At 59.6% G+C, this 24,647-nt stretch carries 26 protein-coding genes and 1 pseudogene; 18 read left to right on the forward strand and 9 right to left on the reverse strand.

What is annotated here, in order from left to right:
- Positions 1-9: 9 nt before the first annotated feature.
- The 7 genes from RVU70_RS11375 to RVU70_RS11405 form a co-directional block, all read right to left on the reverse strand.
- Entirely contained in the window at positions 10-609 is a 600-nt protein-coding gene (locus RVU70_RS11375; RefSeq protein WP_363346309.1) for a hypothetical protein, read from the reverse strand.
- Positions 610-863: 254 nt separating this feature from the next.
- On the reverse strand, positions 864-1,445 hold the full coding sequence (locus tag RVU70_RS11380; protein WP_363346311.1) for a transcription termination/antitermination protein NusG: 582 nt from the start codon (positions 1,443-1,445) through the stop codon (positions 864-866).
- 378 nt (positions 1,446-1,823) lie between these two features.
- Positions 1,824-3,437 carry a primase-helicase family protein gene (locus RVU70_RS11385; protein WP_363346313.1) on the reverse strand — a complete coding sequence of 538 codons (1,614 nt, stop codon included), beginning with the start codon at positions 3,435-3,437 and terminating at the stop codon, positions 1,824-1,826.
- The gene (locus RVU70_RS11390) at positions 3,434-4,648 is read right to left on the reverse strand and encodes a DNA primase (RefSeq protein WP_363346314.1); all 1,215 of its coding nucleotides are present in this window, start codon (positions 4,646-4,648) and stop codon (positions 3,434-3,436) included. The genes RVU70_RS11385 and RVU70_RS11390 overlap by 4 nt, the downstream gene beginning before the upstream one ends.
- A 624-nt stretch (positions 4,649-5,272) precedes the next feature.
- The gene (locus RVU70_RS11395; protein ID WP_363346316.1) at positions 5,273-5,695 is read right to left on the reverse strand and encodes a winged helix-turn-helix domain-containing protein; all 423 of its coding nucleotides are present in this window, start codon (positions 5,693-5,695) and stop codon (positions 5,273-5,275) included.
- A 21-nt stretch (positions 5,696-5,716) separates the two neighbouring features.
- A complete protein-coding gene (locus RVU70_RS11400) occupies positions 5,717-6,106 on the reverse strand; it encodes a hypothetical protein (protein WP_363346318.1) in 390 nt (129 codons plus the stop codon).
- Between the two features lie 311 nt (positions 6,107-6,417).
- On the reverse strand, positions 6,418-6,738 hold the full coding sequence (locus RVU70_RS11405; RefSeq protein WP_363346320.1) for a helix-turn-helix transcriptional regulator: 321 nt from the start codon (positions 6,736-6,738) through the stop codon (positions 6,418-6,420).
- Between RVU70_RS11405 and RVU70_RS11410 the strand changes: the two genes are divergently transcribed.
- The 16 genes and pseudogenes from RVU70_RS11410 (at position 6,628) to RVU70_RS11485 (ending at position 21,687) form a co-directional block, all read left to right on the forward strand.
- Positions 6,628-7,476 carry a S24 family peptidase gene (locus RVU70_RS11410; protein WP_363346322.1) on the forward strand — a complete coding sequence of 283 codons (849 nt, stop codon included), beginning with the start codon at positions 6,628-6,630 and terminating at the stop codon, positions 7,474-7,476. The genes RVU70_RS11405 and RVU70_RS11410 overlap by 111 nt on opposite strands.
- Positions 7,477-7,488: 12 nt before the next feature.
- Positions 7,489-8,967, forward strand: coding sequence for an exonuclease domain-containing protein (locus RVU70_RS11415; protein WP_363346324.1), 1,479 nt, complete (start codon positions 7,489-7,491; stop codon positions 8,965-8,967).
- Positions 8,968-9,172: 205 nt separating this feature from the next.
- On the forward strand, positions 9,173-10,309 hold the full coding sequence (locus tag RVU70_RS11420) for a hypothetical protein (RefSeq protein WP_363346326.1): 1,137 nt from the start codon (positions 9,173-9,175) through the stop codon (positions 10,307-10,309).
- Between the two features lie 355 nt (positions 10,310-10,664).
- A complete protein-coding gene (locus RVU70_RS11425) occupies positions 10,665-10,919 on the forward strand; it encodes a hypothetical protein (RefSeq protein ID WP_363346328.1) in 255 nt (84 codons plus the stop codon).
- Positions 10,920-11,136: 217 nt separating this feature from the next.
- Positions 11,137-12,323, forward strand: a protein-coding gene (locus tag RVU70_RS11430) for an IS3 family transposase (protein WP_363346330.1) whose coding sequence is annotated in 2 segments (ribosomal slippage) — positions 11,137-11,389 and positions 11,389-12,323 — 1,188 coding nt in all. Because the reading frame shifts where the segments join, the coding sequence is not laid out codon by codon here.
- 931 nt (positions 12,324-13,254) lie between these two features.
- On the forward strand, positions 13,255-13,491 hold the full coding sequence (locus tag RVU70_RS11435; RefSeq protein WP_363346332.1) for a hypothetical protein: 237 nt from the start codon (positions 13,255-13,257) through the stop codon (positions 13,489-13,491).
- A 9-nt stretch (positions 13,492-13,500) separates the two neighbouring features.
- Positions 13,501-13,662, forward strand: coding sequence for a hypothetical protein (locus RVU70_RS11440; protein WP_363346334.1), 162 nt, complete (start codon positions 13,501-13,503; stop codon positions 13,660-13,662).
- Between the two features lie 23 nt (positions 13,663-13,685).
- Positions 13,686-13,952, forward strand: a complete 267-nt coding sequence (locus tag RVU70_RS11445) for a hypothetical protein (protein ID WP_363346336.1) — start codon at positions 13,686-13,688, stop codon at positions 13,950-13,952.
- 239 nt (positions 13,953-14,191) lie between these two features.
- Entirely contained in the window at positions 14,192-16,375 is a 2,184-nt protein-coding gene (locus tag RVU70_RS11450; RefSeq protein ID WP_363346338.1) for a ParB N-terminal domain-containing protein, read from the forward strand.
- A 10-nt stretch (positions 16,376-16,385) separates the two neighbouring features.
- The gene (ssb, locus tag RVU70_RS11455) at positions 16,386-16,895 is read left to right on the forward strand and encodes a single-stranded DNA-binding protein (RefSeq protein WP_363346340.1); all 510 of its coding nucleotides are present in this window, start codon (positions 16,386-16,388) and stop codon (positions 16,893-16,895) included.
- Between the two features lie 36 nt (positions 16,896-16,931).
- The gene (locus RVU70_RS11460; protein ID WP_363346342.1) at positions 16,932-17,198 is read left to right on the forward strand and encodes a hypothetical protein; all 267 of its coding nucleotides are present in this window, start codon (positions 16,932-16,934) and stop codon (positions 17,196-17,198) included.
- Between the two features lie 70 nt (positions 17,199-17,268).
- Positions 17,269-17,394, forward strand: a pseudogene (locus RVU70_RS11465) (helix-turn-helix domain-containing protein); the annotation flags it as partial.
- Between the two features lie 20 nt (positions 17,395-17,414).
- Entirely contained in the window at positions 17,415-18,404 is a 990-nt protein-coding gene (locus RVU70_RS11470; protein ID WP_363346344.1) for a site-specific integrase, read from the forward strand.
- A 146-nt stretch (positions 18,405-18,550) separates the two neighbouring features.
- Positions 18,551-19,153: a hypothetical protein gene (locus RVU70_RS11475; protein ID WP_363346346.1), complete on the forward strand. Its 603-nt coding sequence runs from the start codon at positions 18,551-18,553 to the stop codon at positions 19,151-19,153.
- 13 nt (positions 19,154-19,166) lie between these two features.
- Complete coding sequence (locus tag RVU70_RS11480; RefSeq protein WP_363346347.1) at positions 19,167-19,574, forward strand: hypothetical protein; 408 nt, start codon at positions 19,167-19,169, stop codon at positions 19,572-19,574.
- 1,867 nt (positions 19,575-21,441) lie between these two features.
- Positions 21,442-21,687 (forward strand): NepR family anti-sigma factor, encoded by a 246-nt coding sequence (locus tag RVU70_RS11485; RefSeq protein WP_363346349.1) that lies wholly within the window; start codon positions 21,442-21,444, stop codon positions 21,685-21,687.
- A 91-nt stretch (positions 21,688-21,778) separates the two neighbouring features.
- Here the strand turns inward: RVU70_RS11485 and RVU70_RS11490 are convergent, their stop codons facing one another.
- Complete coding sequence (locus RVU70_RS11490; RefSeq protein WP_363346351.1) at positions 21,779-22,210, reverse strand: hypothetical protein; 432 nt, start codon at positions 22,208-22,210, stop codon at positions 21,779-21,781.
- A 339-nt stretch (positions 22,211-22,549) separates the two neighbouring features.
- On the opposite strand from RVU70_RS11490, the gene RVU70_RS11495 reads away from it, so the two are divergent.
- A complete protein-coding gene (locus RVU70_RS11495) occupies positions 22,550-22,768 on the forward strand; it encodes a hypothetical protein (RefSeq protein WP_363346353.1) in 219 nt (72 codons plus the stop codon).
- A 658-nt stretch (positions 22,769-23,426) separates the two neighbouring features.
- Here the strand turns inward: RVU70_RS11495 and RVU70_RS11500 are convergent.
- Positions 23,427-24,395, reverse strand: coding sequence for a hypothetical protein (locus RVU70_RS11500; RefSeq protein ID WP_363346355.1), 969 nt, complete (start codon positions 24,393-24,395; stop codon positions 23,427-23,429).
- On the opposite strand from RVU70_RS11500, the gene RVU70_RS11505 reads away from it, so the two are divergent.
- A complete protein-coding gene (locus RVU70_RS11505) occupies positions 24,375-24,569 on the forward strand; it encodes a hypothetical protein (protein WP_363346357.1) in 195 nt (64 codons plus the stop codon). The two genes, RVU70_RS11500 and RVU70_RS11505, sit on opposite strands and share 21 nt — an antisense overlap.
- The last annotated feature ends 78 nt before the right edge of the window (positions 24,570-24,647 follow it).

The following is a 24,647-nucleotide window of genomic DNA, read 5'->3' on the forward strand; positions in this document are numbered from 1 at the left end:
GGAAGGGCCTTAGTCGGTTTCTTTCGCGCCGCGCGCGGCGAGCTGCGCCATGTCTTCGCCGACGGCGGCGATTGCCGCATTGACGACGGCGAGCAGTTCGATATGCAGCGCCTCTTCGCCGCCCTTGGCTGCGGCGTAGAGCCGGCCGGAAACTGCTTTCATGGCGTTAAGGCGCTGCGTGATTTTGGTTCCGGTCTCGATCGCCGCCGCCTCGATCTCGCGGACCGGGATCAGCTCGCCGCGCTTTTGGGCGAGCTGCATTTCGGCGAGTTCCGCCTTGGCGTTTTTCTCGCGGGCGGCGGCGTCGTTAAAGCGCGACGGCTCAGGCCCGATCTCTTGGCGCGGCTCGATCGGGAGCGACTCAACCGCCTCGCCGGCGCGGCGCTTGACGTGGCGGTTGCGCAATTCCTGCGCGGGATCGAGCGTGTCGGCGACGAGCTGGTGATAGGTCGGGGCGTGGACCAAAAACGATTTTCCGTCCTGGCGAACGCTCAACCGGCCCGCGCCGCGAAACTTGGCGACGCGCTTTTGAACTGCCCGTTTGGAGACGCCATAGCGATCAGCGAGGGCGTCAACCGCAATCCAATCCTGATCGTCAATCGCCTGCATTGCGAACCTTGATCGCGAACCGGGGCGCGATCGCGAACCCCACTATTGCGAACCCTAATGAAAATAACGATTTCGCCTCCACCCCCGGGACCCCGCCTCCTCCGTGGTTGTAAGTGGCGGGAAGGACCCGGAAACGCCTCGTATGAGTGTCACCCATAGGGCGATCTTATGGGGAGACGCGCCCATGTCGGGCGTGGGCGGCGTGCCGCGGCGCCGCTGCCCGTTGCTCAGATGATGTTAGACAAGCTTCGCCATCACGCCCGCTTTTGCAGACGTTGCTTAACGTCGCGCCCGATCGGAAGCCGTAGGCCATGCTCCACGAGCTCGACGTGACCGACTGGAAAGATTATGGGCGTCGGTCTGCCGAAGATGCTCATTTCAACACACAGCACGCCTCGAGAGTCAACCCGACTGACGACGCCCTGGAAGGTTGCAAACGGCCCCTGCAAGGCGCGAACGACGTCGCCCTTAGTGAAAACAATTGATACATCAGCGCGATCCAGCCTTAGTTGGCGGTAGTGCAATATCAGCGCGTCAGGGACTGTCGCCGGCTCATCCGATCCGGCAAAGCAGAGCCAAGCATCGACGCCAGGCTGTTCTTTGATGGCGCTGTAAACCGAATCGCTCATGTCTACCCGGATGAAGAGATAGCGCCCGAAGATCGCGACGTATCGTGACCGGCGTTGCTTGGCCTCTAACGGCCGGCCCTCCCAACGCGATGCTGAGCGGACCTTCAGCACGGGCCGCCATACCTCAAATCCAAGCGCCGCCAGGCGACCGTAGACTTCCCTGTCCTTGCCCTCGAAGCACTCGACCACATACCAGCGTTCCGCCATCTCGCCGCTCCAAAGCCTTCTGTCCCATGTGTCCCATCTTTGATGTAAAGATGGGACACTCTAAGTATATGATCACAAACGCGTTGCCCCATGTGTCCCATGTGTCCCATCTATTTTGCCGTCGCGACCTCAAGGGTTGAACGGTCGCGCCTACGCCATTTGGTGACCTCAATGCGCGCGCGAGAAAAAGATGGGACACATGGGACAGATGGGGCAACCTCTGTAAGTTCAGCGCCTTACCGCGTCCCATGTTGAAACCAGACATGGGACACATGGGACACTTTCAGATGCTTTCGGTTGCAATTCGCACGCGCGCGCCACCAGCACACGCATGCGAAGAACGAAGCGGTCCGCATATGTTCTTTGTTCGCTTGATCGTCATTCGGCCTCCGCCTCGCCATCTCCCGGCTCATTCCATTTGAATTGCTGCTTGAGCGCCGCGTCGAACGCGGCGCGAGCGTCGACCAAGCTCGGGAATTCCAAACACCACACGCGCCGGATCACGGTGTGATGGGCGCCGCTTTGCTCATCGAAGACCTCGACCTCTTCGGTCGACTTCACCCGCTTCAGATCCGGCAAAAGCCGGCGCATTTGCATCCCAAACTCTATCTCCGCGGACTTGCGTCGGACGCCGAGCTTCTCGACCGTTCGAAGGTAATCGTTGAAGATCGTCGAGGACGGCACTCTCTCGCGCCAACCGGCGGCGCGATGGGTTTGAGAGCCATCGACGAGGCGTCCGAGCCACCATGCGGCGATCGGGTCGAGAGAGCGGATTTTCTGCTCGAGCAGCGCCTCCGTTTTTGGAATGACCCGAACATTGGGCGCGTCGGGCGCGTCGAGATCGACGGCGAGCAAATCCGCTAAAAGCGCCTCTCTCCCGCCGCTGTTGAGCTCGGCGTAGAGCTGTGCGAACCGGCCATGGTCTTCTTTCCAATGGTCGGCGACATCGAACACCGCGAACCGCCGCTCATCCATGCCGGCGGGAACAACCCAGATTTCATTCGAAGAGAAAAGCAACCGCACATAGTTATCAAGGCGGATTGGGTCAACGCCCTTGGCTTCGATCATTTGCTTTGGCGCAGTGACAAGCCCCTTTAGCCGGCCTTCAGCGGCCTTGTCGCCAGCCCAGAAGCCTTCGTCGACCTGGAGCAGGAGGCAGCTCGCCATATGCGCGTTGAACTGACCCACCAGATACCGGGGATCGTCGACAAGGAAATAATGCGAGGCAAATAGCGACCCTATGACGTCGCCGACGATCGTCTTACCGGTTCCCATCTTCCCGCGCAGCACGATCGCCGTGCCGATGCGCTCGCGCGGTCGCTGCACAATATGCGCGAACCAGTGCCAGACCCACCTGAAAACCTGGTAGTCGCCGTCGCAAATATTCGCCTTCACATGGTCGAGGAAGGTGAAATACTTTTTCCAGCGCTCTCCCGGCTCCGTCTCCGCGTCGGGCGAGACAGAAAAGCCCCGCCACAAATTGAAATAGCCAGGCGTGCCAGAAGCATTCTTCGCGTCGGGGAAAAACTCTATTCCGTCATAGGTGCGCCGCCGCTTGTGCCGGAGCCAATAGGGGGCGATCGCCATATGGCGGGTGACCGTCTTGTAAGACCCGTCTTCCTGCCGCTCCCGCCGCTTGACGGGGCGTAGTTGGTTTTGAAAGTAAGCTTTGAACGCATCGATCGAAAGGACGCGGGTGCGGTCCTCGATCGGGGCATGCGGCGTCTCGCGCATAATCACCGCGCGCGAGCCCATAAGCACGAAGCTATACTCGCCGTTCATATCGTCAATCACGTCGCCGTCAGAGCCACCATCGTCTTCAGGCGGCGGCGCGTCGCTTTCAGGCGGTTCCGATCCGCCGCCGTCGCTCGCGGGCCTGTCGCCAGGAAAGTCCGCGTCCTCGCCTTGTGCAGCGGGCGAGCGACGGACGCCCGGAAAAATCACGACTTCGGCGCCTTCGACGGCGGTGGCGATATCCTTCTTTTCGCTCACCAGCGCTGCCTCATACGCATATCATTGAAATCCAGACCTTCCTCGCTCATCGCCAGTTTTATGGCGAGAGCGGGATATTCCCGCGAAAATCGCTTGGCCGCGCGCAACAGCGCCAGGCGGGTGGTGAAAGGATCGCTGTCTCCGTCGCCGAGGAGGACGAGCTCGTCGACGCTCGGCGGGATAAAGATGACAGGCCAATCCAGCTCGGGGTCCACTGGCGTGTCGTCACGCGCGATGACCGGCCGCGTGCGGCCCTTGGAGTCGACGAAGGTCTTCGTCGGATGTCGAACGCGGCCCTTGGCCTTGCCGCCAAGGTTGTCGAGATCCACGCTTGTGCGGAATTCCGCGCCCTCTATGAGGGCGGAGCCAGCCTCGACGAGGGACCAATAGACCGAAAGGACGGTCTCGATGCCTTCGCCGAGAAACCAGCGCCTCGGCTTGTGCCCGGCGGAGACCATGCGGATTGATCCGCCCTTGAGAGAGCCCCGCACCTTCTTTGCCGGGAGCATCAGGCCCGTCTCGGGATCGATCGTTTCCGCCTTGCCCTTTGGCGCGTCGAGATCAATCCAGGTGACGTGCACGCCTGTGAAACGGCCGTCGACGCCTTCGATCGCCGCGAGCATCGCCGGCCCCCTGCGCGCGACCGTGCGTCTCGATTCCGTCCAGAGCTCCATTTCGGCCGCGAAACGCAGTCGTGAGGTCGCGTGCGGCCGGATTCGCCGCCGCTCGAGATAGGCCTCCGCGGGCGTCCCCTCAATCTGGATAGAGCGCTGCCAGAAGCCCCAGGCGCGACGACGCTCCGCTTCACGATAGGCGTTCTGCTCCCGGGCTCGCCGTGCTTCCTCAGCGATCCGTTTTTCTTCCCGCGCGGCGAGGCGCGCCTCTCGCTCCCGCCGCTCCTCCGGCGTCTCCCTCGCGTCACGGCCCGGGGGCGCGCGGCCGGTCACCGCCTCACAGGCGCCGAGGAAGTCGAGACCGTCGATATGCTGGGCCAGGGCGATCGCGTCGCCGGAAAACCCCGACGCTCGGCAGTTCCAGACGTTCTTCCGGGTGTTGACGGAAAAGCGATCGCGGCCGCCGCAGCCGGGGCAGGGCTGCCCGGCGTCGCCGGGCCTGATCTTGAGCCCGCGCGCGGCGCAATAGCTTGCGACGGTCACACGCCGCGCTTCGTCGATCCATTCGCGCCAGGCAAAATCCTCCGAGACGCTCATATCAACGGCCTCTCAACGTTCCTTGGCGCGACATCTTTGCCCCTCTCGATGGCGTCGAGAACGTGGCCCGCGAGCCCTTGCGGCTTTCCATCGCTGTCACGCGAAACCGCCGTCGCCAGGGTTTCGGCCGTAGCGCCATACTGAAGGGCGAGAGAGAGCAATAGCCCCGTATCGCGAGCCAGGTGATCGAAGAGCGTCGTCGTCTTGATGGCGCTGACGAAGACCTCCGCAAGCCTTCCGCCTTCAAAGCTGCTGCAGGTGACGACGAATTGCTGGCCCTCAAACCACGTTTCGAAGGATTCAGACCCCCGACGTTGAGGCAGCTTGTCCCGGCGCGCGCATTCGCTCACGATCTGACTCGCAGTTTCACCGATCGGAAGGAGGGCCGGTCGAAGCCGGCTGTTGGTCGTCAGTCTCAGCCAAGATTTTTGCGATGCTCCCGACAGGCCCAGACAATTGTTTCTGGCGCGCGGACATTGCCTTTGCCGAATGGCGCCAGATGCCCACAGAAGGCGCAGATGCGCGGTCCTAGAGAAAGCGGTCGCCTTGGCGCCGCCTTTTCTTCGTTGCGCGAAGCAGGGCGCGCGAACAGATCCCCGCCTTTGTGGTTTTGGGTCCGGGCCGTCATGCTTCGGCGGCTCCCAGGAGCTGTCGCAGGCGCGCCTTTGCTTGCGCGTCGAAGCGATAAAAACCCGGTCGTATAGTCTCGATTCTCACCCCCGCGGGGGCGAGCTTCCGACGGAGCGCCGATATATGGACTTTGACGATATCGACGGTCCGCTCGTCGTCGCCCTTGCTCGGATCATGGGTCGCCGCAAGCAGTGCCTCTTTCGAAACCTGGGCGCGCCGGTAGAGCAGGGAGGCAATCTCGGCCTCCATATGCGTCAGGCGGCCAGAGGAAAGATTGCGGAGCGCGAAATAGAGGTTGGAGCGGTCATCCGCTTCGCTGTCTACCGTAGAACGATCTTCACGGAGCGGCGCGCGCAGCGGCTCCGGACCGGCTGACCGACGGGCAGAGCGTGGCTGGGGATGGCGGTTGCCGATCATCGCTTCGCCGCTCCGGACGGATCAATCCACCACGCCACGATCTTCCCGAGAGCCTGCCCACTGCGGATCAACCAAAGCGCGATATGCGTCCGCGTCCGAAAGGCGAAGGGCAGCTTCAAGAAGCTGAACCCTTTTTTCGAGTTTGGCGAATTCCTCACGGGCTTCTTCTGCCTTGTCATTGGCGTTGGCGATTTCGCGCAGACCACGCAACTCGTCGGCGCGGACCCTTATTCTTTCGTCTGCATACCAGCAGTCTTTGACCCGCGAGGCGGACATAAAGCCGATGCGACGCGCAGCGCGGGAGATTTGGCGCTTGATCGTGTCGCCCGGCTCGACGCCGGCGATGTCCCGAACAAGCGCCTGGACCTCGATCAATGCGGCCAATTTTGTCTCCGACGATTTTTCGGACATTTCCGAAGCCTTCCATGCCAACCTCTGGGCATGGACAGGCGAACAACAAACGACTCCGACACATGAACGACGCTTTCGGCTGCAACCGGACGCGTCGCCGCGAAACCTAAAAACTCAGCACGAGAACAGCTTCATGCTTACCAAACTCACCCTCCGAAAAAGGGCCGGCGCTGGGGCGCCGGCCAGTCAAGGGAGGAAACGCCCAAGGAGGGCTACGGAGCGGGAAAGTCTTCGACTCCTTTCACGCTGCGTCCTCCGCGCGGGAGTGAACCGCGCGAAGCTCTTCAACAATGCGCTCTGTGCATTCCGGGTCATTCAGCGGCCTCTGGGGAAAAAGGACTCGATCCCTCAGGTGATGCGGAAGACGGAAGGAAGTCGTCCGCGGTAACGGCCCCTCTCGTGGCTTCCTTGATTTTCACAAGAAGATCGGGCCGTGGCATCCTCTTGCCGCCGACGTAGCGGGTGATTGCAACTTCAGAGACACCGACAGCCTTCGCGAAATCGGCGCGGCTCATATTGTTATGCTCAAGGAAGTGCTGAAGCTTCATGCCGCATGGATACCAGAAGGGTATTATTTGGCAAGAGAAAATTCCAAAATGGTTTTTGAGCGCCGCCGGCCGGACAATTACCATCTTGGTATGAACAGGTTAGCCGAGTTGTTGGAGGAAGCCGGGATTACAGGAGCGGAGCTTGCGCGCCGTGTCGGTGTGCAGCAGCCCCAAATCTGGCGGTTAATAAATTACCCAGCCGGGAAGAACTCCCGTAAGATGACCAAGGAATGGGCCGAGCGGATCGCGCCAGCCCTTGGTGTCACACCGGCCGACTTGCTGTTCGAACCCAGGCAATCAAAGGGAGACGACAGCGCAAAGGCTACGGTGGTCTCGTCTGTCGACGGCGACCTCAAACGCAGCAAAAGAGAGGTAATTTTTGAAGCGGATGTCCGCGGCGGCGCTGGCGGCGGCGGCATTAGAAGCGAGGAACGGGTCACATTTGACCACAACGGCAACACCTATGCGGCTGAGGGCGTCGCAGGCGAATGGTCTCTCCCGGGGCCTGTTGTCACTGGGCTTCTGCGAGCGTCACCCAAGGACATTCTTGTCTTCGAAGTGATCGGTGACTCAATGGAGCCGCGCCTAAAGCAAGGGGATCGCGTCTTCGTTGATAAGCGAATGATCTTCCCTAACCCAGAGGGAATTTTCGTTCTATGGGACGGTTACTCCGTCGTCGTGAAGCAACTTCAGATTGTTCATAAGAGTGAGCCGCTAAAACTCCGCGTTTTATCTCTTAACCCGCAATATGAGCCGTATGAGGTTCTGGCTGACGAAGTGAACATCATTGGCCGATATGCCGGCAGATTTACGACAGACTGATGGGCGGGGGACATGCCAGAGTTCATTGTCATAGACATAGAGACAGCTAACTCTGATATTTCTAGCATATGTGCCGTCGGTCTTGTACATTTCAAGGGCGGCCAGCTTTTCAACTCTCTAAGTTTCCTTGTGGATCCAGAAACACACTTCAGCCGAAAGAATATTTCTATCCACGGGATAAGACCGGAGGATGTAGTCGGAAAGCCTAAAATGAGAGAGATTTTTCCATTACTTTTGACCGTTCTAGATGGGCATGTAATTGCACACCACACGCATTTCGACCGATCCGCCCTGAAAAAAATTTCTCAGATGTATGGATTTCCAGAACTCCCCGTCACCTGGGTTGACACCGCGGCAGTAGTAAGAGGCACATGGGATCGCTACGCCCGTTCCGGCTACGGCCTCGGGAATCTTGCTGAAGATTTGGGAATTGAATTTCAGCACCACGATCCTAGAGAGGACGCGCGGGCCGCCGGGTTGATTCTTGTCAAAGCGTTGACCGAGTCTGGTTTAAGCCTAAACGAATGGATCAGTCGGACAGGCTCTCCCATTCGCCAGAAGAGTAATAAACAGCCAACTGACGGTAATGCGCTAATACATGCGGATCATAGAGGCTATTTTGCATTCACAAAAAAGTCGCGGATTGATAAGGCGATAAACACGCTCAGCGGAATAATACATGGGATAACCATAGATGCCGAAATTAATCCCGAAGAAATAGAGTTTTTACATCGATGGCTAGAGGACCATAGGTTCCTGGCGGAGCGTCATCCGTTCAATGAGGTCATCCCTATTGTGCATAGAATCCTGCTGGATGGCGTCATAACAGAAGATGAGAAAGAAGATCTTACTTGGGTTTTTGGAAGGCTTCAGTCCACGGAATATGCCGATAGAACAGCGGCACATATGCAGAGGCTGCACGCAATTTTGAGTGGCATCGCCTCTGATGGGCGCATCACCACCCAAGAGCTGATAGGCCTATCTGCTTGGCTCTCGGAGCACGAACATTTAGCAACGATCTGGCCATATGACGAAATTAAGAGTGTTGTCACCGACGTCTTGTCAGACGGAAAAATTGAAGAAGCCGAGCACAGGATGCTGCTCAGCTTCTTCCAAGAATTCACCGCGATCCTCGATGACCGGACGATCAGACAGCCCACCGCCTTCGATGACGGTCAACGGTTGGTTGGTGTATGCGCGGTTAAACCGAAAATAAGGTTCGGCAGCGAAACGTTTTGCCTGACGGGGAAGTCTTTTCGGTATTCTCGCGAAGAGTTCACAGGGTTGATCAAGGACCGCGGCGGGCGCGTCGTATCGTCTATGTCTTCGAAGGTTGGCTATCTTATAGTCGGCTCTGATGGCAACCCTTGCTGGATGTATGCCTGCTATGGGCGAAAAGTTGAAAAGGCTGTGGAGCTCAGAAAGGCCGGCGCCCGGGTGCTGATCGTTCATGAGAATGACTTCCATGACGCGGTCAAAACTTCGGACTAGTGGTCCAAATCTTGGCGCCCTTGTCACGACGGCGAAATCCTACGAGTCAGAAATCCGCCATACTGACGTTGGCGTCTCATCTAAAGCCGATATTTATCGGAGCGAGGGAGAGGCCCGGCTATACTTTGGCAATTTCTTCTCTATCCGGCGAGGTCTTGTTGCGTTAACCCCACTTATACCCGCGGCACGAGCGCGGAGGAGCAAGATGAATATCACCTTACTCTTCAACTCAGACGTCCCCAAGTTCAAAGGGTTCTACGGCTATCCCATCAGGGAGATCGTCTTTGGGCTCGGCATCCTTCAGGCTTCTAAGCGCCATATGAAGGTCTCGGTGGGTGACATCGCGATCTATAGCTACAACGAGACGTCGGAAGGCTATGACCAACTCACCGAACGGGTCTATTTCGCGGGAACTTGGTCTCTTCTTCATGAACAGCGCCTCCGCGCAACATTTGGGACTGCTACGGTCTATGCGCTTATTTTTGAGAACATGACGCAGGAGATTGCGAGACAGCTTCACGCCGCTCTCACTCCTGAAGAGAGTTACCTCGGCCTGATGGAGGTCGATTACGCCTACGGACCTCACCTCGCGCTTTTCAGGAATTCGACGGTTGCTCGCTACCGCATTGAGGGCTCTAGCTGTCGCGTGTTCTTTTCGATGGGTGATGAGGACCACCGGGACGAGCAACAGCCCATTGAAATGCAGAAGCTCGGTTACACCGATGTTGCTTGGGAAAATCGAGGTGCCCATGGCACAATCTTTGACAACTTTGACACGATCGAACATTTCGAACGCGTATCCAACTTCCGAGAGGCTATAACGCCTCACCTACAAGGTGGCGCGGACGAAGCATTTGAACTCGTCATGGTTTTGGAAGACCTGAATCCTCAGCTTTTTAACGCATTGGGGTCCGCAGTCGCCGCGCTGGAGCGCGCACAGAATGAGGAGGACATCGCTCAAGCAGCTGTTTCATGTCGGCGATACATGGAAAGGCTCGCCGATGTGCTTTTCCCAGCACGAGGGTCAGATTTCGATGGCCGTAAAGTTGGGAAGGAACAATATAAGAATCGGCTTTGGGCGTTCATCGCAGTCAACTCCGCAGGCAACATGGCGCGGATGACCGCGCTTGGCAAAGAAGTCGATCGCCTTATCAAAGAGTTCAATGCGGGCCTACACACCGACCAGGACAAGCCACGTGTGCTGAGCGCACTTGCTGATGCAGCGACGCTAACTGCGGCGCTACTCGCGCTCAATCCTGCCGAGGTGCGTAAGCCCTACTACGCCCACCAAAAACGCATGTTTGAGTTTTTCCAAGAGGCCTTTCGAAAGCCAGAATCCTAGCTCTGGTTCCTCGCATTAGTTGGCTACGAGAACGGACGCGCTCGAACCCGGCGCGGAACCGGCAAGGCTGAACAAGTCGTATAAGTACCTCGAAGGGAGGAACGTCAGATTAGGGTCAAAAACGGTCAAAAACGCCCTTGGGCGTTCGACGGCTATGCGCTATTACCTGACCCTCGCGCAGGGTTCCAAATGGTCCCTATGTGCTAAGCTTGCGGCTGATGCAAGCATAATGCTTCGAGTTGCGAGGCCGAAACGTGTCTCGTCTAGGCGCCGACATCACTTCCCAAGTGTACACTTGGAACATACCTGATTTTGGGTCCGATGGGAAAGGCGCACTCCGCCGAGTGACTATTTTATGAGGAAATTCAAGATCAAGATAAGGTACAAAGATTTCCCTCAAAATGGGAATCCGAACTTTATCGAGGGGGACCAAATTCGTTTTGTGAAGGAGGTTCTTATCGTGCCTAAGAAGAGGCTTTCGATGTGGTTTGGTCGAGGCGTCCGAAAAGGCTTCAATGGAAAAGTAACTATTCAAATCAGCGCGCTTGCCTCCAAGTACAAAGAAACATCTGGCCTTCTCGTGATGCGCGATCAGTTCAAGGCGAATTAGATCCCAGAGAATGCTTTTGACAGACGGTTTTGTCCGACCGATCCATTTTGACTCCACAGCAATAGAGACTTTTGGATAGGGCTCGCAAACGACGAAGTCAATTTCTGGCCTACGGCCAGCCCCCTTAGTGAGTGGAGCAATTACAGGGTGCTTATGACCTGGCACTGCAAAGTTCCTCCACGACCGATTAGAGTCCGGCCTTTGAGAGGACGGACGAATGAAGCGTGCACGTTTCACTGAAGAGCAGATTATCGGCGTGCTGCGGGAGCATGAGGCAGGCGCGAAGACCGCCGATCTCGCCCGCAAGCACGGCGTTTCCGAAGCGACGCTCTACAACTGGAAAGCCAAATACGGCGGCATGGACGTTTCGGAGGCTAAGCGTCTGAAGGCGCTGGAAGAGGAGAATGTAAAGCTTAAGAAGCTGTTGGCGGAAGCCATGCTCGACGCCTCCGCGCTCCGTGAGCTTCTGTCAAAAAAATGGTAGGGCCCGCCGCCAAGCGCGAGGGAGTCGCGCATCTGCGGGCCGCGATGGGCCTGTCGGAACGGCGGGCCTGTGGCCTTGTCGGCGCGGATCGCACGATGATCCGCTATCGTTCTCGGCGTTCGCCGGACATAGAGCTGCGGGAGCAGATCCGCGATCTCGCCAACGCCCGCAAGCGCTTCGGTTACCGGCGTTTATTCATTTTGCTGCGCCAGGCGGGCGAGCCTTCGGGCGTCAACCGCATCTACCGGCTCTATCGCGAGGAGGGCCTGAGCGTGCGCAAACGACGATCGCGAAAACGCGCCGTCGGGACACGGGGGCCAATTCCAATTGAGGCAAAGGCCAATGCGCGGTGGTCGCTCGACTTCGTTCACGACCAGTTCGCTAGCGGTCGCCGCTTCCGGGTTCTGAACATCGTGGACGACGCGACGCGTGAATGTCTCGCAGCAATCCCCGACACGTCGATTTCGGGCCGTCGCGTCGCGCGGGAGCTTACGGCGCTGATCGGCAGGCGCGGCAAGCCAGGGACGATCGTTTCCGACAATGGCACGGAGTTCACCTCGAACGCGATGCTCTCCTGGTCAGAGGAGCATCGGATCGCTTGGCATTTCATCGCCCCGGGCAAGCCCATGCAGAACGGCTTCTGTGAGAGCTTCAATGGGCGGATGCGCGACGAACTCCTAAACGAGACGCTGTTTCTCGGGCTAGACCACGCCCGAGAGAAGATCGCGGCCTGGGTCGATGACTACAATCACCGGCGACCGCATTCCGCGCTCGCCTACCTAACCCCGGCAGCCTACGCCGCCTCGCTCCCCGCAACATGCAATCGGCTGCGCAACCCCGACCAGCTTCGCCGATCGCATGTTGCTCACATCGCGCCTCACGGCGTAAAACTCCACGGGGCTCCAATCGCCGCTGGATGAAACTTCAGTGGCAGGTCACTTATACTCAGCGATCGCTCGATTCCCACTCCGTGCGCTTAGGATCTGTCCGATCGGATGGGTCAAATACTTCTCGCTGAATAGACCGCTACGATCGCAGGCGGTCTCGAAGTGAAGCCATGATCCTACACCTTCCGTAAGCAACCGTGCGTAATTCATTGTATCCCCTTCCTCGGACCGCCGCGTGTACTATAGTGCGTGACTAGGCCAGTCGGATAGACCGCGCGAAAATCAGCCCCCTTTACACGACGGCCGCGCCCTTACCCCCACGAATGACCGCTTTGGGGTCATAAGCAGTAAACCGGCAACTGTTCCACTCGCTCCCCGCAAGCGTTAGATCATAATGGTGTACTGAAATACCAAAAGGGTATTGACTGGGAATACCGGAATGGTTTATCGCTTTCCTCCATCGTCATTCCGGCGATGGAGAATGGCATGGCCGCTACAGTGCTACCGCCGCTAAGACTAACCAGGGTCAAAGAATCCGCCCCTGGGGTAATCACCGCTCGTACCGGCGCTTTTCCGGTCTCCGGCGTCGACGGACAAGGGGCCCAGTCCGTCCGCCAAGTCGCCACCGGGCGAACAAGCAGCCCCAGAAACGCGACAGGTCGGTCGTCTTTAAAGACGCGCATCTCCGCTACCGCCAGGGCGTGCGGCTGCAAATGGGCTGGTCGTTCGCGCAATGCCTCCGCACCGCCTGGGCGGCTGCTCATCAGCGCCAGCAAGCGCCCGCGCCACATCGCATTGCCGATCGCCGGCGAGCGCAGCCCCGCGACTTCCTTTTCGTCTCATCAGCGCCTCTCGCCGCCCGACCCAACACCGCCTTCGCAAGGTCACGCGTAGCAGGCGAAGGCGGCGGGCGTTGGCGGACCATTCTGCGCCCGCCGCTGCATTCAAGGTAAGGAGATTAGAGATGCGTACTCGAGAAGGCGTCTTATCCGCGATGGCGGAAGCCATACCCGATTACATTAACCTCGACGACCGCGCCGCCGTCGCCCTCGCCTTGGTCCACAAAGGCTACCGTGGCGCCGAGATCGGCGACGACCTGCCTTTGATCATCGACATGGCCCGGACGCTGCGCGCTGACCACGCCGACCCCTCGCCCCGAAACCAAATTCTCGACATAGCCGCGACAGCGGCGCAGTTCTGAAGGGCGGCAATGATTTCTCTCCCGCTCGCCGCGCTCTCCTACATCGTCCTGCAACGAGCCAAGGGAGCGCGCGGGGAAGGATACGCAAGAAAGGCCGCGATCCTTTTGCTGATCGCCTGGACACTCTTCATTTTCGCAGTGAGCGCCTTCGTATTCAGCCTGAGCATCTGACCAGAAACCATGAAGGAAAAGCAATGTCAGTTTTGACCAGCGTAATCGAATTCCTTGCCCCAAAAACCCTTAGCGACGACGAGCTGCTAGACACGATCGGATTCTTCGCCGACGCAAACAGAGATCTTCGCAGCGTGGTCGACCAGCAAGAGACCGCGTTGAGCCAAACGCGCAAGGCGCTTCGCGGCGCGAAGACTCGCGCGAACAAATTCGCCTGTCTCGCGCTTCTCGGATTTGGCTTGATCGCCATTGAGGGCCACGCGCTCGCCCTCTACTTCCTCCCGAAATGAGACCGCCCATGGATCCGTGCTTCATGTCATTTTCTATCCGTGCGCGGTCAGCGCGATCCTCTTGGCCCGCGCAAGCTATTTGTTCGCCAGGGACCGCCATTTTTCGCCGGCGTGCGCCGGGGCCATCCTGACCTTGCCGCCCGCGATCGTCGCCGTGTGGGCCTTCGCGCACATGCTTCCCATCTAGCGAAAGCAAGTTCAACCCGCGGGCCCGCGCTCGCGCCAGTCGAGACGATGCAATGACTCTACGGCTTTCTGAAATCTTCGGCGTCTCCAAGTTCAACGCGCGCAAGGACGCGCCCAACCAACAAGAAATCGAGGAAATGGCCGCGAGCATCCTTGCGCGCGGCGTGACGACGCCTCTCACTGTCCGAATGGAGGACGGAGCCTGGCGAGCGCTCGACGGCGGCCGGCGCCTGGCCGCACTTGGCTTCCTCGTCGCCGAAAGCAGGCTGCCCGACGGCGAGGCCTATCCCGTCCCAGTGACCTTCTTCGAAGGCGATGACGAGGCGGCGGCCGAAGTCTCTCTGATTTCCTTCGTGCATCGCCGCGATTTGCACCCGGTCGAGGAATTCGAGCGCTTCGTGGAATTGCAGGAGCGCTTCGGACTCGACGCCCAGGCGATCGCCGCGCGGACAGGCAAGACGGTCGCCTTCGTAAAAGGGCGCCTGCGGCTTGCTCGGCTATCGCCGAAGGTCCGCGGAGCCTGGCGCAAGGGCGAGCTGACGGCCGACCAGGCGCGCGCCTTCTCAGCTACCGACAATCAGGAGGCGCAGGACGCGTTTCTTACGGGCAACCAGTTCCACGCGACCGTAGGTGCGCGTTGGATCGCGCGGACGCTTTCCGGAAATGACGTCTTGACGCGCGACGCGCGCGTGATCTTCGCCGGGCTCGACGCCTATGTTGCAGCCGGCGGCCGCCTCGACGAGCAGCTTTTCGAGGAAGAAAGCCTCATTCTCGACGTCCCCATTCTCGACGCCGTGGCGCGCGACGCCCTCGTCGCGAGAGCGGAGGCGCTCTGCGCCGCCGAAGGCTGGGGCTGGTTCGAGACCTCTTACGGCGAAGCGAAGTTCTTCGATTTCGATCGGGTCGAGCGCTTCGATCTGACGGACGACGAGCAAGCCCGTCTCGACGAAATCGAGGACCTCTGCGACGAGGCGGAAGAAGCCGACGACGAGGCCACGATTGCCAGCCTCGATCTGGAGGTGCGCGAGATCCAGGGCCGCGCCCGTCTACGCGCCATTCCAGCGGAAGAGCGGGCGACGCTCGGCATTTTTGTCGAAATCGGCGGTGAGGGCGAATTTGAGGTTTCTTACGCCCTTCGGCAGGGCACAGCTCAGACGCGAGAGGAAGAGGGCGATCAGTCCCCCGAAGCCAGAACGACCCGCGGCGAGAGGGCGTCTGCGGGGCCGACACCGCCGCCAGTGAAGCCCAGCGAGCCGATCGGCCGGACGACGCGGGCCATTCTCGACGAGGCGGCGACCGCGGCGCTTTCCGACGCCTTCGCGCGCAATCCGCGGCTGGCGATGCTCTTCATGGTCGCCGCCTTGGGCTGCGGCTACGGCGCCTCGCCGCTCCATGCGTCGGGGACGGCTAGATCTGGCTTTGCGCCGGAGAACGCCTTGCTTGCTGAAATCCGTCATGGGGGCTTCGAAAAGGCGCTGGCGATCTGCGCGCGACACGAGATCGAAGATCCGGCGACGCTGCCCGTCGCGTTCGCCACGCTCGTGGGCGGCCTGGTCAGCACCGATCGCGTCGCGGAATTCGACACCGCGCGCATCTCTCTCGCGGCTTGCTCGCGGTTTTGCGACATCGCCGGAGACCTGCGCCGACACATGGATTTCGAGGCCTATTTCAAGGCCGAGCCTCGCGACGAGGCGATCGACGCCATCCGCGCCATGGACGGCCAAGGGGCGTCGAGCGACGCCGGGAAGCTCAGAAAGCCCGAGTTGGCGAAGCGCGCCGCTATCCTCGCTCAGGACCGCGATTGGCTTCCTGTGGTTTTTGCCGAGGCTCTAGGCGCAGAATCCGGAGAGGTGGCCGCGCCGGATCCGGACACGCGTTCGACCGCCGAAGCCATGCGGGACGCGATCGAGGTCGATGAAGCGGCGAGGGCAGGGGCGCAGGACGCCCTCGAGCAGAAAATCTCGGAGGCCGCTTCGGCCTATCCCGGCCTTGCCGAATTTCTTCGCCAAAACGTGCACTTTGGGAATGAGGCGCTCGATGCTGGCCGCGTGAAGGCTTCGGATCTTTACGACGCCTATCTTTCATTTTGCGAACGCGCCCAGAGAAAAGCTGCGTCCCTCCGCGAGTTCGGCAACATCATTTCACAGATCGGCGTTGAGAAGAAGCGCCTGAAGAACGGCGTGCATTATCTCAACATCGCTCTTCGCGGCGTCGCCGCATCGGCGACGGCAGCATAGCGAGGGGCCAATGGCGGGCAGCGTTAACAAAGTAATCCTGGTCGGTCGACTCGGCCGCGACCCCGACACGCGGGCGACCCAGGGCGGGCAAATCGTCGTGAGCTTCTCGATCGCGACGGACGAAACGTGGATCGACAAGGGGTCGGGCGAGCGCAAGCAGCGCACTGAATGGCACAACGTCGTGATTTTCAACGAAGGCCTCGCGAAGATTGCCGAGAACGATCTCAAGAAAGGCTCGCGCGTCTACGTCGAGGGCATGCAATGCACCCGGGAATACACCGATCGCGACGGACATGCGCGTAAGGTCACCGAGGTTCTGCTGAAGCAGTTCCGCGGCGAGCTCTGCCTTCTGGACAGCGCCGGCGCGCGTCCGGCGCCCGAAGAGGGTAGTTACGGCTCTGAGTCCACTCGCGGCGCAGCGCAGCAGTCAAAGACCTATGATGATCCACGCATCGCGATGGACGAGAAGCCCGGTTCGCAGCGCCTCTCCGATCAGCTCGACGACGACATTCCGTTCTAATCAAATTGGAAGACGCCCAATGGAGAAACGAGGCCAATGAGCAGCAATCAACAGTCAGCCGACGCGGCCGGGGAAACAGCGGCGATGCAGTATCGTGACCTCAAGATGCAGGCGATCCCCGAGGGGTTTCCTTACGACCTCGACGCAAACTGCTCGCCGACGCTGCTACTCGTCGCGGCGCATTGCCTTCTCGTCAATTATCTGAACGGCCCAACGAAACCAGAGAAGGCCGCTGTCGCAAAGGAGGCCCTCGAGATCCTCGAGGAGCACCTTGGGCCATTCAAGTTTGTAGACCGTCACTAACCGAGACGGTTCGTGAGCAGGCTGACGGAGCGAGGAGATCTCAGCATTGAGCAAGCCGCCGCAAAGCCTTTTGACCATTGATGAGGTCGCCGATAGGCTTCACGTCTCCCGGCGCTGGCTGCAGGGGTTCTTGCGAAGCCGCTCTTATGGTCGCATGGCCGGGCGGAAGCGGCTGTTTACTGAAAGCGATGTTGTTCAAATTATTGAGGATTTGCCATGCCCCTCAAGCTCATCCCGCCACGCGCCGGAAAAAGTCCGAACTGGACGGTTCGCGGGACACACCTCGGGGTCCGCGTTGACCGAACTACGGGGGCTTCTGACAAAAAGCTCGCGGGCAAAGTCCTCGCCCAAATCCGAGACGAGATCGAACGTGGCTCCTTTTCCGGGCCAAAGAAGGCGACCTTCGCGAACGCCGCTCTGAAATATGTCCGGACCGGGGGTGAACCGCGGTTCGTGTTAAAGCTCGCCGAGCACTTCGGTGAGACGCCGCTCGAGCGTATCGACCAGGCCGCGATAGACGAAGCCGCAGTGACTTTGTATCCTCGCGCGTCCATGGCGACGCGCAACCGGCAGGTTTATTCCCCGGTTTCAGCGATCCTGAAACTCGCTGGCGTTGACGATCGCCTCCGGCGGCCGAAGGGAGGCCGCGGAAGCCGCCGCATTTTCTGGCTCACTCCTGAGCAGGCGGAGAGGTTGCTCGCGGCCGCTGGGGAGCGGGATCCGGAATTCGGAGTCTTCCTTACCTTTTTGCTTTACACCGGCTGCCGCCTATCCGAGGCGCTGACGCTCGATGTCGAGCGCGTTAATCTGCCAGAGGCGTGGGCATACATCCCGATAACAAAAACGGAGGCGCCACGGCTCGCCCACCTTCCGCCCGTCCTTGTCGCGGCCCTTGCAGGACACCCCCGCGGTCTCGACCGCAAGGGCAAGCTATTCAGGTTCGGGAAGAATGGGCGGCTTTACGCGTGGCTAGACGAGGCTGCGCGGGCAGCTGGCGTCGATATCCCGCCGCGCGTGGCCTTCCACGCCTTCCGCCACACTTGGGCGACCTGGATGCGCCGCTACGGCGGCCTCGATACTGCCGGGTTGGTCGAGACACAGGCTTGGCGCTCCCGCCAGGCGGCGTCAGTTTATGAGCACCTGGTCCAGACTGAGGAGGCGCGAAAAGCAGATTTTCTGCCCCAGGTTTGGAAGGCGCCCACATGAAGCAAAACATGCATCCAGACGGTGGCGCCGCAACGGTCGAATGGCGAGATTTTCAGCGGCGAGACGGGTGAAATCGTTCTTCTCCTCAAGATCGATGGCGTGTGCTATTGCTTGCCTCATTTCGTATGACGATTTGAGGGTTAGAGATGGCCGACGTGGTTTCTGGTGGCGAGGGCGCTGATATGAGCCGCCAAAAATTTTCGGTCGCTTATAGCGGCAAAGATCGCCCCGACGATCATTCGATAGACGTTGAAGCGCTCGGCCCCGCTCTTATTGCGTTTGGTCGCCTTATCCGTGAGGCAAACAGTGAATTCAACGGCAAGAAGGCAACGGCTAAGGTCCTTGTTATATCTGACTTCGAGCACAAGTGCTTTAATATCAATTTCGAAGTCGTGATGAACATTTTTGAGCAAGTCAAGACCTTGCTTGGGGATGACCACGTCGAAACGGCCAAGAATATTTTGGAATGGATTGGTTTATTGAAGCCAATCGCCGCCGGTGGGGTCGGAGGGATCAGTTACCTTGGCTATTTGAGATGGCGACGCGGGCGCAAACTAGTAAATACTACTACGCTGACAGATCAGGACAAATCCGGCTTCGTAAGCGTTCAGGTGGAGGGCGACCACAATCCAATCACCGTGCATCACCATGTGTACAATCTATCCTTAAACCCAAGGGCCCTTAGGGCTACCCGCGACGCGTTCTCACCCATCGGCAGAGATGGTTTTGATAATCTAGAGACGCGTTGAGGCTGGGCGGCCCGTGGACAAATTCGAAGGAGAGGAGATTGATGAAATCATTTCCTCTTGCAACACAGCCTTAGAAGAGTTGGGCGAGGAGGCGCCGCAAGTCGAAGAAACGCATGCTTGGCTAAGCGTTTATTCCCCAGTCTTTGACATCAGCGCTGACAAATGGCGATTCAAACTTGGCAAAGACCCAGTTTACGTCGATATTTCGGATACTGAAATCGCCAAGGATACGTTGACGCGTGGCGGTTCATTTGCAGAAGACGCTTACTACGTGCGCCTCCAAATCAGCACACCAAAAGACAAGTCTGGGAAGATGGGCAAGCCGACTTACAAGATCATTGAGGTGATAAAGTTTGTGGCAGCCCGGCAGCCATCACAAGGTTCTCTATTCGATCAGGAAAAGGACAATGGCTCTCCCTGATCACTCGTCTGTAGTTGGCACCGACTTGAGGCCACGCGCGAGAGAACGTGGAAAAATCCGTGGAGAAGTGCGCAACCAATTGTTTTAAAATGGATAGCTGCTCCCTTCACACGGGAGGGGTCACAGGTTCAATCCCTGTGCCGCCCACCATTAAGCCTCTTGAAAACCATCAGGCTTCAAAAATCCTGATTTCAGGACTTGGGCGCCTCGGCGCAGAACGGCCCACGAACGTGTGCTTTCTATCCGCGGAAAATCCGTGCGAAGTCTTCCTGCTCCGACACTTAACCTTGGATTGCTCGCGCGCGAGTATGACTGCTTGGCTCCTTAGAACGGGAGCGCCTGGTTGATGACCCTAGACGAGCAAAGAAAGTCGCCTGGATCGTCCGATCGGACGGGTGCGGTCGGGATAGCAAGCCCCACGAAGGCCGAGAAGGCGCAAGGGCGTAACGATGGCGCACGACGAATTGACATGCCGGCTATTGGATGCCGATTGCGAGGCGATTCAGAAAGCCGCGTTTTGTATTCTCCCTGTAACGGCCGATCCATCGCAGGAGCCTTGCCGGTTTCGGCGCAGAAATAAAGTGTGGCGTTGGGTCGTTGTTAATAAAACACACCCGCGGGAGCTCAGGCGACAAAATTGTCAGGGCCCTTTGGACATCACGCGCTTTTCAAAACTTGCGGCGCCAATTGACGAACTGTGGTCGCCATCATCACTTCGAACTGATCGCAAAACAGTGTAGCTGGCGCCGGCTTTCAAACATTGATGAGGAAGAAAGAACGTCCGACAATTTCATTGGACTTCGCCAGACTGGCGCGCCGTCTTTAGCGCCTAGGAAAGGTGAAAAATGCCGCGCCGCTCGCCGCTCGTCCCTGCGCTGGAAGTTGCGCAGCTTTTGCTCTAAGGGTTGCCCCGCCAGGATGAAACCTGCACAGCGGCGGACATACTTGGAGTAACAAATGAGAAAATTGACGTTAGCTTTTTTGGTAGCATCGATGATGACGCCGGCGCTCGCCCAAGCGGCTCAACCGCCTAAACCTCCATTGCATCCCGTACATCCTGAACATCCGGAGCATCCCGACCATCCTCCGCCGCCTCCAGGATGCGATCACAGCAGAAAATGTCCGTCGCCTCATTGAGGCAATTGCGCGCCCGTTAATTTCCATCGTCGCTTGCAAAGCCGGCCTCGTCGCGAGGCCGGCGTTTTTGATTGAGCGGCCGCGAGAAAACCCTGCAGAAAGCCGCAACGCACGTCGTCCACGAAACGGCGTAGCCGGTGGCGTCGAAGATCCTGACAGATGGCGATCAGATAGGCTTGTCGGGGTCCCCGCGCCGTACTCCCGCCGTTTCAATAGTTCCCCGTGTGCACAAGGCGGTCGCGAGGAGATTTTATCGGATCAACGAGCCCGCCCCGCCGACGCGCTACGCACGACTTCGACGCTCTATTTTTCCGCCGCGATTTGCTTGATCAGGGCGACGACCTCAGCCACGGGGGGCCGTCGCGCGCCAATCACCCTGCAAGGCTACGGAACGTACGCGGGTCGGTGGTAAACAGAGATGGCAGTAAGAAGGCCCGCCGAGGGCGCCCTCAGGCGGGCCCCACGTTGCGCCGGTTTTCGCGTGGCGTTTGGGCTGCGGACAGCCGCTGCGATGCGAGGCGTTTCGCAACGTGCGACGTTACACTTAGGGTTTAAGCCGGCTCCCCGCAATACAACGTGCCTCTTCCCCGCCGAGTCCGGGTCGATCGACGCTTCCGGCGCGCCCGCGGCCGTCGCCGTCGCGATTAGACGACTTGGCCTGGCAAAGACTGGAAATCCCGCGAGCAAAACTAAATAGGAGCGGAGACCAAGCGGGAGGGGGCGCCGCGCAATGGCGGTAGACGACAAAGCGGGCGCGGCCAAGCCGTCGCAAGAGGAATTCGCTATCCATGAGAGGCTTGGGCAGGAACTTCGCCGCTCGTTCGAGGCAGTGGTTGAGGAGCCGCTCCCGGAGCGGATTGCCAACTTGCTTATACAGCTAGCCCTCGCGCAAGCCCTGAAGCTCGGAGGCGAGGAAGAAGGGCGTTTGGGCTGGCCAGGCGGCCCAGCTTTCCCACCCCGAAGGCCCGGCTTCTGATTGCAAGAGCTCGGCATGCAACCGCCTTGGAGCGGTTGCATGCCTTTGACTCAACTCAGCGGAGATGTGGAACTGAGCCGAGCAAAGTGGGCTAGAAGCAGGTGCAACCGCCGCCGTAGCCGTAGGTGACCGGGTAAGCGGCGCCGTAAGCGCCACAGCCCGCCGAGCCCCAATAACCCGGACTTGCGGCGCCCCAGTAACCAAACGGCGCGGCGCCGAGAGCCAAGCCGGTCGCCAGGCCGGCTCCTAACCCCAAACCGCCATATCCCCAGCGGCCCCAGCCAGGCCTCGCATACCCCCAGCGGGCGTAACCCCAGCCAGGTCTCGCATAGCCCCAATGGCGCCCCCATCCGCCGCCATATCCCCAATGACGGCCCCATCCGCCGCCATATCCAATGTGGCGGCCCCATCCGCCGCCCCAACCGTATCGACCCCATGCGGAAGCGGGAGTGGAAATCGAGAACGCTCCGACCAGCGTAACTGCGGCCAGCGCCGTCGTGAGCAGTTTGTGTGAGTTTCTCATTGCCGCGTCTCCGGGTCCTTGCCTGACAAAGCCCCTCGGCCAGCCCATGCAACGCGAGGCCCATCGGGTTGTTCCCTCGGCGAAAGAGGGCTATTCGGCCGCGCGTTGCGGAAACCTGTGTGGGCCGTGCGGATGCAGGCGGCTATCGGCGATGTTTCCGTGCGCCAGAAGAGGGGGACGGACCGCCCCCGGGACTCTCTACCGCGCCCGAGCGACCTATGCGATGCGCCGCCATACGGACCCGGACAGGCCCTTCCGCTTTTTTGCTGCGATCAACCGCTGGAGCCGACAGCGACAGCTTCGGTGAAAGGGGTGCACACGTTCCTGTGAGTCCAATCCATGTCCTTCGTAGCGCTTACTCCAGTCGCTCGCCCTGTCTCGGCGCGCGTGATCTCCGCATTGCCAATCCTGGGCGTAGCGGCGTTTTCGGTATCAGGCCTCATCCTGGCCGTTTCGACTTACAAGGCGGCGAAGGACAGGGATTGGCCGGCGGCGCTGATCGGCTTAGCGCTCACCGCTATCTGCGTCATTTTCGCCGCCGGGATCTTGCTGGTCTAAGGGGGCGCCAAAGAAGCCGCGCGTTGCGGAAACCGCTCCGACGGCGTCGTTGTTATCCGGAGACGCTGGAGACGGATTTGCGACCGGCGCTGGCTCGCAGGAAGGTTACTTGCGCAGCTCGGGGAGGCGCTGCGCGCGGACGTCGCCAACAGAGGCCTCTAGCGTCCCAAACGACGCTCGCCGCTCGAGGTTTATCAACCGGCGCACCCGTGGCTGAGAGGCGAAACTATCGGCGCTCACGACAAGCGCCGCTCTAGGCCGCAAGGATCCTTCTCCAGCGCGGCAAAACCTGAGGACACGATGGGGCGAAGGATGAAAATCCATGATTTTCTCCCAGGTTGCTCGTGGTTCTTAGGAAGAAAGGCCGGCGATGCATGCGCGGCGACGAAGCACTATACGAGGACGGGCTATAAATTCTACTTGCGGAATCTACGACCTTGCCAATGTGCTCTTCTGCCGCCGCCGCCTCGCCGTTCACGCGTCGTACGGTAACGCCCGAGGTTGCGCCCGCGCCAATGCGTGGACCTCGCGCGCACCGCGAGCTCGTCCGGACTTCAATAGTTTCGATCTTCGCCGCGGCCACGCCTTTCTTGCAGGCCCGCGAAACCAAGCCGAAAAATGATCTTCCCGTCGCGGATTGGCTATTTCAGTTAGTCGGTTATATGCCGGCGAGCTTTCGCAAAAGCATCTGAACCAGCTGCGCGAAAGGATAGTCGAAAAGAAGAAGCGGCGCCATTGGCGCTAGAGCTGCCGCTCCAATAATCACGAAAAGGCGCAGGCTCATTGGGGCAAGGCGCATGTTGCGCACCACTGTGACGCTGTTCGAAAGATCTGCAAGGGATTGAAGATCGGGCGTTCCGAGCAGCTCCTCCTGCGGGCCCTCGCCCCTGATCCATTTCCGTTCGAACGCGCCGACATAGCGAGACGAAAGCGCAGTATAGTCGAGCAGTCCTTTTTCCTGACACGCCCGCAGCTTGAAGGCGAAGACGGAGAGAGGGGCGATGAATAACGCCACGTCGATAAGCAGCGTCATGAACAACGCGGGAAAGATAGCGTTCAGACTAGTTGTGCCGGAAGCAATGTCCCCGGCGAAGGTCGCTGAAACGATGATTGAAATCACGAGAACGAGAGTCGCGAAATGCGTGTGCACGATCTCGAGATAGCCGAGCCCCCCGGCGCGGTCAGGATGGTCGGGCGCCAATTGGAGGTCCATCCTGCTCAGCCGCCACAGGAGCACATACCAGAAAGCGAGCCGCCAGGCCCAGCGAAACATCAAAAAACGAAAGAGCGGTAGACAAACGAACCAATACCAGGCCGCGGCGAGAGGAGTGGCGCCGAGCGCCTGGATGAATTCATGCGCGCTCTCCTCTGTCAGCCGCATCCGCACCCAAAGCAGGGACAGAGCGGCGGCTGCGACGAGGCTCGTCGCGTCCGGCGCCCATGAGTTCCTCCAACGCAAGAGCCGGCCGGCGGCCGTCTCCAGTTCTGGCAAAGCGCGCGCGCCGACAACTCCCGAGCGCACCAATAGCACGATGAACTTCCGGAACTGGGCGTCTAGCGCCGTTTCCGCGACAAAGAGCAGCGGCAGAGCCAGAAGGAGCCGCGCATGAACCGCTATGACGGGCAAAGCAAAGATTTTCGTCGTACCCTGAGCCAAGGCGAGAGCGACAAGAATGAGCCAGGAAACCCAGCCCAGCGTCAATCCCAGCGGGATCGTATTCGTGTCGCCGCGCACAAGAGCGCACCGCGCGCTCAGTCGGTGCAGCGGGCCGCCAAGCAACGAGAAGTTCGCAATGCCTGAGACCAAACCCATTAGACCTCGCAACGAGCGGTGGCCAATCCGCGAAAGAGCGCTTTCGCCGCGCAGACGACTTGTCTT

It is taken from the genome of Methylocystis echinoides (genome assembly GCF_040687965.1).
In the GTDB taxonomy this organism is placed as follows: domain Bacteria; phylum Pseudomonadota; class Alphaproteobacteria; order Rhizobiales; family Beijerinckiaceae; genus Methylocystis; species Methylocystis echinoides_A.

Coding starts and splice junctions, on each gene's coding strand:
- RVU70_RS11375 (WP_363346309.1), bottom strand. CDS start 609: ATGCAGGCGATTGACGATCAGGATTGGATTGCGGTTGACGCCCTCGCT.
- RVU70_RS11380 (WP_363346311.1), bottom strand. CDS start 1,445: ATGGCGGAACGCTGGTATGTGGTCGAGTGCTTCGAGGGCAAGGACAGG.
- RVU70_RS11390 (WP_363346314.1), bottom strand. CDS start 4,648: ATGAGCGTCTCGGAGGATTTTGCCTGGCGCGAATGGATCGACGAAGCG.
- RVU70_RS11395 (WP_363346316.1), bottom strand. CDS start 5,695: ATGATCGGCAACCGCCATCCCCAGCCACGCTCTGCCCGTCGGTCAGCC.
- RVU70_RS11400 (WP_363346318.1), bottom strand. CDS start 6,106: ATGTCCGAAAAATCGTCGGAGACAAAATTGGCCGCATTGATCGAGGTC.
- RVU70_RS11410 (WP_363346322.1), top strand. CDS start 6,628: ATGCTCAAGGAAGTGCTGAAGCTTCATGCCGCATGGATACCAGAAGGG.
- RVU70_RS11405 (WP_363346320.1), bottom strand. CDS start 6,738: ATGGTAATTGTCCGGCCGGCGGCGCTCAAAAACCATTTTGGAATTTTC.
- RVU70_RS11415 (WP_363346324.1), top strand. CDS start 7,489: ATGCCAGAGTTCATTGTCATAGACATAGAGACAGCTAACTCTGATATT.
- RVU70_RS11420 (WP_363346326.1), top strand. CDS start 9,173: ATGAATATCACCTTACTCTTCAACTCAGACGTCCCCAAGTTCAAAGGG.
- RVU70_RS11425 (WP_363346328.1), top strand. CDS start 10,665: ATGAGGAAATTCAAGATCAAGATAAGGTACAAAGATTTCCCTCAAAAT.
- RVU70_RS11435 (WP_363346332.1), top strand. CDS start 13,255: ATGCGTACTCGAGAAGGCGTCTTATCCGCGATGGCGGAAGCCATACCC.
- RVU70_RS11440 (WP_363346334.1), top strand. CDS start 13,501: ATGATTTCTCTCCCGCTCGCCGCGCTCTCCTACATCGTCCTGCAACGA.
- RVU70_RS11445 (WP_363346336.1), top strand. CDS start 13,686: ATGTCAGTTTTGACCAGCGTAATCGAATTCCTTGCCCCAAAAACCCTT.
- RVU70_RS11450 (WP_363346338.1), top strand. CDS start 14,192: ATGACTCTACGGCTTTCTGAAATCTTCGGCGTCTCCAAGTTCAACGCG.
- ssb (WP_363346340.1), top strand. CDS start 16,386: ATGGCGGGCAGCGTTAACAAAGTAATCCTGGTCGGTCGACTCGGCCGC.
- RVU70_RS11460 (WP_363346342.1), top strand. CDS start 16,932: ATGAGCAGCAATCAACAGTCAGCCGACGCGGCCGGGGAAACAGCGGCG.
- RVU70_RS11470 (WP_363346344.1), top strand. CDS start 17,415: ATGCCCCTCAAGCTCATCCCGCCACGCGCCGGAAAAAGTCCGAACTGG.
- RVU70_RS11475 (WP_363346346.1), top strand. CDS start 18,551: ATGGCCGACGTGGTTTCTGGTGGCGAGGGCGCTGATATGAGCCGCCAA.
- RVU70_RS11485 (WP_363346349.1), top strand. CDS start 21,442: ATGGCGGTAGACGACAAAGCGGGCGCGGCCAAGCCGTCGCAAGAGGAA.
- RVU70_RS11490 (WP_363346351.1), bottom strand. CDS start 22,210: ATGAGAAACTCACACAAACTGCTCACGACGGCGCTGGCCGCAGTTACG.
- RVU70_RS11495 (WP_363346353.1), top strand. CDS start 22,550: ATGTCCTTCGTAGCGCTTACTCCAGTCGCTCGCCCTGTCTCGGCGCGC.
- RVU70_RS11505 (WP_363346357.1), top strand. CDS start 24,375: ATGAACCGCTATGACGGGCAAAGCAAAGATTTTCGTCGTACCCTGAGC.